General features: G+C 60.0%; 8 protein-coding genes. 7 read left to right on the plus strand and 1 reads right to left on the minus strand.

Annotated features, from left to right (window positions below; genetic code table 11):
- From ACTHV6_RS05955 to ACTHV6_RS05970, 4 genes are all read left to right on the plus strand, one after another.
- Positions 1 to 1,371, plus strand: a 1,371-nt coding sequence (locus ACTHV6_RS05955) for a PTS fructose transporter subunit IIC (RefSeq protein ID WP_441386367.1), incomplete at its 5' end; no start/stop codon positions are given.
- A gap of 98 nt (positions 1,372 to 1,469) precedes the next feature.
- Positions 1,470 to 1,727, plus strand: a complete 258-nt coding sequence (locus tag ACTHV6_RS05960; RefSeq protein WP_441386368.1) for an HPr family phosphocarrier protein — start codon at positions 1,470 to 1,472, stop codon at positions 1,725 to 1,727.
- A 287-nt stretch (positions 1,728 to 2,014) separates the two neighbouring features.
- Positions 2,015 to 3,829 (plus strand): methionine--tRNA ligase, encoded by a 1,815-nt coding sequence (metG, locus tag ACTHV6_RS05965; protein WP_441386369.1) that lies wholly within the window; start codon positions 2,015 to 2,017, stop codon positions 3,827 to 3,829.
- An 8-nt stretch (positions 3,830 to 3,837) separates the two neighbouring features.
- Positions 3,838 to 4,896: a TatD family hydrolase gene (locus ACTHV6_RS05970; RefSeq protein ID WP_441386370.1), complete on the plus strand. Its 1,059-nt coding sequence runs from the start codon at positions 3,838 to 3,840 to the stop codon at positions 4,894 to 4,896.
- A gap of 216 nt (positions 4,897 to 5,112) precedes the next feature.
- On the opposite strand, the gene ACTHV6_RS05975 is transcribed toward ACTHV6_RS05970, so the two are convergent.
- Entirely contained in the window at positions 5,113 to 6,024 is a 912-nt protein-coding gene (locus tag ACTHV6_RS05975) for a hypothetical protein (RefSeq protein WP_441386371.1), read from the minus strand.
- Positions 6,025 to 6,336: 312 nt separating this feature from the next.
- On the opposite strand from ACTHV6_RS05975, the gene ACTHV6_RS05980 reads away from it, so the two are divergent.
- The 3 genes from ACTHV6_RS05980 to ACTHV6_RS05990 form a co-directional block, all read left to right on the plus strand.
- Positions 6,337 to 7,608, plus strand: a complete 1,272-nt coding sequence (locus tag ACTHV6_RS05980) for a G5 domain-containing protein (protein WP_441386372.1) — start codon at positions 6,337 to 6,339, stop codon at positions 7,606 to 7,608.
- Entirely contained in the window at positions 7,609 to 8,508 is a 900-nt protein-coding gene (rsmA, locus tag ACTHV6_RS05985; protein ID WP_441386373.1) for a 16S rRNA (adenine(1518)-N(6)/adenine(1519)-N(6))-dimethyltransferase RsmA, read from the plus strand.
- Positions 8,509 to 8,569: 61 nt separating this feature from the next.
- On the plus strand, positions 8,570 to 9,456 hold an 887-nt coding region (locus ACTHV6_RS05990), incomplete at its 3' end, for a hypothetical protein (protein ID WP_441386374.1).

Below are 9,456 nucleotides of genomic sequence, written 5' to 3' on the forward strand. Positions count from 1 at the left end.
GCGGGAGCCATCATCATCGCCGCAGATGTTGGCATCTCTGGTCGTGATCGTTTTGCCGGCATGCCCCTCATCGAATCTGGCGTGAAGCGCCCCATGACAGGGGATGAAGCGGGGAAGATGATCGATGAGGCCGTGGCGGCGGTCAAGGATCCCAACGCCAAGCGCGTTGCAGGAACCGGTGGCGGATCGGCGGCATCCTCTGAGGACGAATCCGGCGTTGGCTGGGGCAAACGCATCCAGCAGGCACTCATGACTGGTGTCTCCTACATGATTCCGTTTGTGGCCGCCGGTGGCCTGATGATGGCGCTCGGCTTCCTTTTGGGCGGATACGATGTTTCCTTCGTGGCAAGCGACGTGGTGAGCAACTATTCGATCACGAACCTGCCCGATCAGATTTCATATGTTCAAAATGATGCGCAGATGCTCACGGAGAGATCCGGCATGCTGCTGTATCTGGGAGCCGTGTGTTCCTACCTCGGATCTGTGGGAATGGGCTTCCTCGTGGCGGCCCTTTCCGGATATATCGCCTTCGGGCTGGCCGGACGCCCCGGCATTGCTCCCGGATTCATCGGTGGCGCGGTGGCCGTATTCGTGGATGCCGGATTCCTCGGCGGCCTCGTGACCGGTATCTTCGCTGGCCTTATCGCCCTGTGGTTCACCAAGTTGAAGCCACCGCGATGGTTGGCAGGGCTCATGCCCGTAGTGATTATTCCGCTCATCACCAGCTTGGTTGTTGGTGCGCTTATGCTGATATTGCTCGGCAGGCCATTGGCATCCCTCATGTCCGGCCTGCAGAACGGCCTGACCGGAATGGCCGATTCTGGACTGGGCGTGCTGCTTGGAATCTTGCTTGGTCTCATGATGTGCTTCGATATGGGTGGTCCCTTCAACAAGGCTGCCTACCTGTTTGCCACAGCCGGCCTGTCAGCTGGCGTTCTTGGATCGAACGAAACTCCCTTCGAGATCATGGCCGCCGTGATGGCCGCCGGCATGGTGCCGCCGCTGGCGATGGCTTTGTCCACCACGGTTCGCCGCAACTTGTACACAGCCGCGGAGCGCGAGAATGGAACAACAGCGTGGCTTCTTGGTGCTGCCTTCATCTCTGAGGGCGCCATCCCGTTCGCGGCTGCCGATCCGCTTCGGGTGATCCCTTCGATGATGGCCGGTGGCGCCGTGACCGGTGCCATTACCATGGCACTGCACGTTGGCTCGCAGGCTCCACACGGCGGATTGTTCGTGTTCTTCGCAATCCAGAACCTCTTTGGATTTGTCCTTGCTGTTGTTGCCGGTACGTTAGTAGCTGCGGCGATAGTGACTCTCCTGAAGTCCCGGGCTAAGGCGAAGCAAGACAAGGAGGCCGTTGCTGCATAATCCGCGGAGCTTCTTCCGCCAGTCCAGTTGAAACACATGTACTGATACATGTGTACTAATACAGATGCACTGATACACACAAGAGAAAGAGCACTTTCATGGCTACCCGTACTGCTATCGTCGGTTCCTCCGTGGGCCTGCACGCCCGTCCTGCCTCCATCGTTGCCGAAGCCGCCGCTGGCTTTGACGATGAGATCCTTCTGAGCGTTGATGGTGAAGAGGGAGTGGACGCTGCCTCGGTCATGATGATCATGACTCTCGGTGCCGAAAAGGGTGCTGAGGTCAAGGTTGAATCAGACAACGCTGAGGCCGTTGACGCGATCGCGGATCTGATCGAGAAGGACTTGGACGCCTAACACATCGAGATCGGCTTCTTGGCCGCTAGAGCCCACGCTTTAGCATCGTCGAGCCGTACCTAGCACGATGCGGCAAGGGGCACCCTCGCGAGATTCTCGTGGGGGTGCCCACTTTCGTACAGGAGTTTTTCGACGACGACGACGGCGCCGTCGTCGTCCAATAAGTCTTGTTACTACTGGTGGTGGATGCGTACGTGGCTGTCCTCCATTGGATTCCCGGTACCCTGCCTAGCTCACCCGGGGTGGGCGAATATGCCAGCGCTGCCCAAGGCAAGTATTCTGTGACTATGTCGCATATTCTTTCTGCAGTCGCTTGGCCATATGCCAATGGCCCTCGCCATATCGGTCACGTTGCCGGGTTCGGTGTTCCCTCCGATGTTTTCTCCCGCTACATGCGAATGCGCGGCGATGATGTCCTCATGGTGTCGGGAACCGATGAACACGGTACGCCGATCCTCGTGGCGGCGGAGGAAGAAGGGGTTTCCCCCAAGCAGCTGGCCGATAAGAATAACCGGATCATTGTGGAGGATCTGGTCGCGTTGGGGCTGTCCTATGATCTGTTTACGCGCACAACCACGGTCAATCACGAAAAAGTTGTGCAGACGATGTTCGAAACATGCCGTGATAACGGCTACATGGTCATCCAAGATACTGATGTGGCGATTGATCCGGTTTCGGGCAACACTCTTCCTGATCGCTACATAGAGGGCACGTGCCCGATCTGTGGTGCTGACGGCGCTCGCGGTGATCAGTGCGATAACTGCGGTAATCAGCTGGATCCGCGTGATCTGATCAACCCGGTGTCAAAGGTTTCCGGCCAGACCCCCGAATTTCGAGTAACCCAGCATTACTTCCTTGATTTGCCGGCGTTGGCAGATTCCTTGGCCAGGTGGCTGAACCAAGTGGAGGAATCGGGAGAATGGCGCCAGAACGTCATCTCCTTCTCTCAGCACCTCCTGGACGATGTCCGCCCCCGTGCCATGAGTCGCGACATTTCCTGGGGCATCCCGGTTCCGGGGTGGGAGGACCAGCCGAACAAGCGCTTGTATGTGTGGTTTGACGCGGTGATCGGTTACCTTTCTGCTTCGGTGGAATGGGCACGCAGGCGTGAAGTAGCCGGCACCGGCAGTGCGGAAGATTGGCGCGATTGGTGGAATAACCCAGAGGCGCTGTCCTATTACTTCATGGGCAAGGACAACATTGTGTTCCACTCCCAGATCTGGCCAGCTGAACTGCTCGCCAATAATGGTGAAGGTTCCAAGGGCGGAGAGCTTGGACCTCTCGGCAAGCTCAACCTCCCAACCCAAGTTGTGGCCTCCGAGTTCCTGACGATGGAGGGCAAGAAGTTCAGCTCCTCCAAGGGCGTGGTGATTTATGTGCGCGATGTCCTCTCGCGGTATCAGCCAGACGCCCTTCGCTACTTCATTTCGATCGCTGGCCCGGAAACGTCGGATTCTGACTTCACGTGGGCAGAGTTCGTTCGCCGCAATAACTCCGAACTGGTGGCAGGGTGGGGCAACCTTGTGAACCGTACGGCGGCAATGATTGCAAAGAACTTTGGGGAAATCCCGGCTTCTGCAGCCTTGGAAGAAATTGACCGTGAGCTTCTAGATGCCGTCAGCACTGGATTCACCACGGTGGGAGACCTGATCGCCAGTCACCACCAGCGTTCGGCGCTCTCTGAGGTCATGCGCCTTGTGGGGGAGGCCAACGCTTACGTCACGCGCACCGAGCCCTTCAAGCTCAAGGCGCCAGAGCAACGCGAACGCCTCGCGACCGTGCTTCACACGCTCGTGCAGGTGGTTTCGGACCTCAATACGATGATGAGCGTGTTCCTGCCCCATTCCTCCAACGCTATTGACAAGGTGCTGGGTGGCGCCGGAGATATTGCGCCGATGCCACGCCTCGTGGACGTTGAGGATCTGGACGGAGGAGATCCGTACCCGATCATCACCGGCGATTACACGAATTTGCGCCCGTGGGACCGCGTTGAGGTCCAAGCCGGCACGCCCATTGCCAAACCAAAGCCCGTGTTCCAGAAGCTGGACGATGCTGTGGTGGAGGAAGAACTGGATCGTTTACGCGCCGAGGCAGGGGAGTAGTCACTCCGTTGGGTAACAACAAGAAGAAACGCCACGTCTATCCGGATGTTCCGCCGGCGTTGCCGTACGGGATCGTCGATAACCACACGCATCTTCCGGTCCACGGGGATCCGGATGCCGAAGAGGAAGCGCAACTCGCTACGGAGCCGGTACCCGGCGCGGCGGGATCGGCAGGACCGAAATCAGGTCCGTCGGGAGTGAAGTCAGGTCCGGCGGGCGGAAAGCCAGTTCCCGCCAGCGCAAAACCAGCACCGATCCCCGGTCGGGGCCTCCCTCTCACGATGGCGGGCCAACTCGCCCGCATGCGCGAGGCTGGAATTCGCCGGGCGATCACATGCGGGTGCGAAGTTCCAACGCTGCAATCCACGCTGGACCTTGCCCGGCGCTACCCGGATCAGCTGTCCGCAGCGATTGGGATTCATCCGAACGATGCGCCACTTCACCGCGGAATCACCGAAGAATCGCCCGATGGCATGACTCACGGCCTAGATTCGTGGCACCGCGAGTATTCGCTGGAGGAAGCCGTGGAGCTGGTGGCTGATCTGGCCACTGACAGTGCGGTGGTAGCGATCGGCGAAACCGGCTTGGACTACTTCCGGACCGCAGATTCTGGCAAGGCCGCCCAAGAAGAGGCTTTTCGGATGCACATCCAGTTGGCCAAGGAGCTGGACCTACCCTTGCAGATTCACGATAGGGAGGCGCACGAGGACTGCGTGCGTATCTTGCGCGATGCGGGTGCGCCCGAGCGGACCGTCTTCCACTGCTTTAGTGGGGATACGCAGCTTGCGGAGATCTGCGGGCGCAACGGCTGGTACGCCAGCTTTGGCGGAGCCATGACCTATCCGGCCAACGATGATCTGCGTGAGGCCTTCCGAGCCCTGCCGCGTGAGCTGATATTGGCCGAGACGGATGCGCCCTACCTGACGCCGGCTCCGTGGCGCGGCCATCCGAACGCGCCTTACGCAGTTGCCTACACGGTTCGATACCAAGCGGAGCTTCTTGGTATGGATCTGGGCGAGTGGTGCCGCCAGATCGATTCCAATACGAGGGAAGTTTACGGCGTTTAACAGGTCCGGTATTTCGGCGCAGATGGAAGATGAACGACGACGACGGTGAACACCTCCCCCTGTGACAACCGACCGGCTCTCTGCAGGCATGCACGCCACGCCACTACCGACGCCCCCTGCACCAACCAACTGAGGGTCCGAACATGGATGTGGGCGGTGCCGATTGGCACCGCCCACATCCATGAGTTCACGACTCGCGAGTTCTGAACCTAGTGGCTAGAAATTCTGGCCGTTCTCCTGACCGTCAGGCGAGGCCGCCGGCGGGGGAGTCTGAGGATTCTGAGGCCCACCGAACGGGGTGCCAGCGGGAGGCTGCGCACCGGGCTGCGGTGCCCCAAAGGGCTGTCCCGGTACGTCGCCGCCGGGCTGCCCGCCGAAGGGCTGCCCGCCGAAGGGCTGGCCGTTAGGAGCGCCTTGACCTGACGGTGCCTGAGGACCCGGATACGGCGGGTAGGCGGGTCCGCCTTGAAGGTTCTGTCCCGGCCGAGGCTGACCCGGTTGACCGGGCTGAGGCTGGCCGGGGTGTCCCGGTTGACCGGGCTGCGCGAGCTTGGCCTGCTTGGTTGCCCAGCGCGTGAACAGGGCGCCAGTAGCAATCAGAGCGACGCCACAGATAAGGAGTAGCCAGAAACCGAATCCGCGGGAGACCTCAACACCGTAGTAGCTGAGATCCTCGTCGCTGACATCGCGCGGGTTCCAGTTGAAGATCACATTCACGATGAGGATAACGCCGGCCACGCCAACAAGGCTTGATGAAGAGGCCAGCTGCTTGACGTTCGCCTTCGGGATGAACTGAAGTACGAGCGGAATGATGGCAACCAAGATAAAGATGAGAGCGATGATGAACGGGCCACCGGAATCGCCCTGAGCCCAGCTGACGGACTCAGAGTAGCCACCAGCGCTAACCGTGAAGTAGGGAAGGAATAGCGCAATGAAGGCGATAAGCAGCGGGACACCGCACATCGCAAGGTTCGTGAGGCGCTCTTTCTGCGGGTTCTTGGTTGCCGGGTTCATAGGGCCGGACTGGAACGGGGGAATGCCGGGCTGCTGGCCTTGCGGGAACCCTGAGCCCTGAGAAGGCTGCTGGGGCTGCTGGCCAAAGCCGCTGGGAGGCGTATTTGTGCTCATGTAAGGACCATATCAGCGTAGGGACATTGGTCCCACAATGTGAACGGGTGTAGCTGCATGTTGTGACGAAAGAGGCGCAAACTACACGAATCTAGCTGCTCTGCCCTAACGCTATGCGTGGTGGTGCGCCACATCTCCACCCGTCGGGACTGACACTCTGCTAGTAGTTCGCAGCATGGTTCGCTAAGTGAAAGCGCGTTCACACTCCAAGCCTCTGGTCCAATTATCACAATCCGGTTACACTCGATATAGTTTTGTTATAAAGCGCAGGCGAGGCAAGCCGGCGCAGGTCGATTTCTTTGGAGGCACCGAGTGGGGCGACATAGCGGATCCGTCACTCCAGATTCCGCACAGGTAGATCTGGAAGGCACGGGACACATCGGACCACGCCGCGCAGCGCTGATGGCCGAGCGTCAAGCGGCAGACAGCCAGCACATTGATCACATTGACGTAGTGGCTTTGACCGAACGTGCCCAATCGATCGCGGCAGAATCCGGGGCAACCGCAGGAGCCTCCGCGGCCGCAGATGAATCCGCAGTGCCCGCCGCCGGGTCTGCATTTGTTGCCGCCCCGATCTCCCCAGATCTGGATTCTGAGGACCTCGTGGCCACCTATCAGGTCAAGCGTGCGAGCGCCAAGAAGAATGTGGGCGTTGGAGCAGTCGCCATGATTGCTGCAGTTTCCATGTTTGGCGTTGCAGGGGCCGTTTCAGCAGATTCATTCTTCTCCAAGGATGACGCAGCCGGCTCCAGCAACTCAGGCGTACTCGGTACGGCAGCCATCGAGAAGACGGATGCCCCCGTGACCTTCACGGTGGAGGTTGATGGGGAATCCCAGACTCTGACGTCATCTGCCACCACCCTGCACGATGCCCTGAGCGAAGCAGGCATTCATGTGAACTCGGACGATAAGGTTTCGGCGCATATGACCGATCCGATCGCCGAAGGTGACACCGTCAAGATCGTGCGCGTTGTGACCGAGTCCGTGACCGAGAAGGCCACCGATAAGTTCACCACTGAAGAGGTCGAGGATCCCAGCCTCCCCGAAGGCGAAGAGGTTGTTGAGACCAAGGGCGTGAACGGCGTATCCATCAAGACTCTTGATGTGACAACCGAGGATGGCAAAGAAACTTCTAGCGTTGAGACCATGCGTGTGGTCCAGAGCGAACCCGTCAACGAGGTTGTGCGGATCGGAACGGGCGAAGAAGAGCAAGCGGAAGATCTCACTCGTGACGATTCTGATTCTGATTCCGGAAACGATGCCCCACCGTCCGTGGCTCCCTCCGGCAATCCTCAGTCCATTGCTCATTCGATGATGGCCAGCTATGGCTGGGGTGAGGATCAGTTCTCCTGCCTCGTTCCGCTGTGGCAGAAGGAATCGGGTTGGAACGCTTCGGCCGCCAATCCGTCCTCCGGTGCCTACGGCATCCCGCAGGCTCTGCCAGGCAACAAGATGGCTTCTGCTGGCTCGGATTGGCAAACCAATCCTGCCACCCAGATCAGCTGGGGCCTCAGCTACATTTCGGATCGCTACGGCAACCCGTGCAACGCGTGGGGTCACTCCCAGTCCGTTGGCTGGTACTAAATGGAGGATGAAAGATCGGGACTTCTGAGCCCGACCGATATCCGCGCATTAGCCGCAGAACTTCATAAGCGCCCAACGAAAACTCTTGGGCAGAACTTTGTTCACGATGCCGGTACCGTGCGCCGAATTGTGCGCGAGGCGGGCGTGCAGCCCGATGATTCGGTTCTAGAGATTGGCCCGGGTCTAGGCTCACTCACGCTCGCCCTTCTTGAAACTGGCGCCGCAGTTTCTGCCGTGGAAATCGATCCCGTCTTGGCTGGGGCCCTTCCTGCCACAATTGCCGCACACATGCCAGAAGCAGGAGACCGCTTCGCCGTTCAGCTCATGGACGCAATGGATGTATCGGGGCCGGAGAGTTTGGCCACGCCGTCGTCGTCCCAAAAAACCACGTTGGAACCGGACATTCTTGTAGCAAACTTGCCCTACAACGTAGCCGTGCCTATCTTGCTGACGCTGCTGGAGCGGCTGCCCGGCCTGAAACGCGCGCTGGTGATGGTTCAAGCCGAAGTGGCGGACAGGCTGGCGGCGGGGCCGGGATCGCGTATCTACGGCGTGCCCTCGCTCAAAGCGGCGTGGTATGCGGACGTGACGCGCGGATCCAAGGTGGCGCGAACCGTGTTCTGGCCGGTCCCCAACGTTGATTCGGCGCTCGTATCCTTTGTGCGCCGTCCCCTTCGAACCTCAACGCCGCGAGAGACTGTTTTTGCCGTGATTGACGCGGCTTTTGCTCAGCGGCGTAAGACTCTGCGTGCGGCACTCAGCACGTGGGCGGGATCCGGCGCACAGGCAGAAGCGATCCTTCGGGCCGCGAACGTCTCTCCTCAGGCGCGCGGCGAACAGCTGACAATTGAGGACTTCATCGCTATCGCAGACGCGGGCCGGAACTTCACCGCGAGTTAAGCGGTGCCGGACTAGGCTTAGCAGTGACTCGTGCGCCCAGCACGCGATGAAGAGAGGTCACATGGATCAGGCGATGCACCACCACTGGCTGGTGGCTGAGCGCCGGATCGACGTAGCCCTTGGCGGATTGGCGGCCTGTGGCCTGTGGATGACCCTGCTTCCTGTGCTGGTTTTCCTGCGGCATGGGGATTGGAGTGCGCTGCACTCCATGGCGGTTGTTGCCGCTATCCCCGTTGCGGTGATTTGCGCTGGTTTGCTGGCGGCCTCGCTGCGTGTTGCTCGCGCCATTGAGGAACGCGATCAGGACGAGCTGGCGCGATGGCGTACAACCCTCGTGGCACCCGTGGAACCCGATCTTCTTCAGGCGCGCCTGCGCCGCGTTCACTACCTCATGCTGGCTGTGATCGTGGTGGCCATGGGGGTGCTGGCCATCGTGGCCGGTATGCGCCTGGGCGCCCTAGGTGACGCGGCAGAAATTGGATTTGTCCGTGGAATTGTGTTGATCGCCATGGGGATTGGGCTGGCGGTGGCCACGCTGATGCTTCCGGTGAGTCCGCGCGCGCAATTGCGCTTTCTCGTGATCGTGAGCTGGCCGGTGCCCGTGGGGGCAGTGCTCTGTGCGCTGGCCCTAATGTTCAATAGCGATGCAATCTCTGCGGCCGTCTCCTTAACCGCCATGGCCAGCTTCGTGTTTGTTATTGCCGGAATCATCGTCATGCTCATTGCGATTACCGCCATCGGGTTTTGGGTTGCATGGGTGGGACGCGTTTTCACCGGGCGCAGCCTGCTCATCAACGATGCTGCACGCGAGGTTCCCGAGATTTCGAGTCAACATGGCGTGGCCGAACCGGAGTTTGATGAGGTGGATGTGGAGATCGTTGCCGATGCGCTCCTCATCGATCGGCAGCAAGTCTGGCTGGCTGGAACCGTGCTGCTCTTCACCGTTGG

It is taken from the genome of Ancrocorticia sp. (assembly GCF_052089425.1).
Taxonomy (GTDB): Bacteria; Actinomycetota; Actinomycetes; order Actinomycetales; family Actinomycetaceae; genus Ancrocorticia.

Bases quoted from the DNA above. Each gene is read 5' to 3' on its own strand.
- ACTHV6_RS05960 (WP_441386368.1), top strand. From the start codon at position 1,470: ATGGCTACCCGTACTGCTATCGTCGGTTCCTCCGTGGGCCTGCACGCC.
- metG (WP_441386369.1), top strand. From the start codon at position 2,015: ATGTCGCATATTCTTTCTGCAGTCGCTTGGCCATATGCCAATGGCCCT.
- ACTHV6_RS05975 (WP_441386371.1), bottom strand. From the start codon at position 6,024: ATGAGCACAAATACGCCTCCCAGCGGCTTTGGCCAGCAGCCCCAGCAG.
- rsmA (WP_441386373.1), top strand. From the start codon at position 7,609: ATGGAGGATGAAAGATCGGGACTTCTGAGCCCGACCGATATCCGCGCA.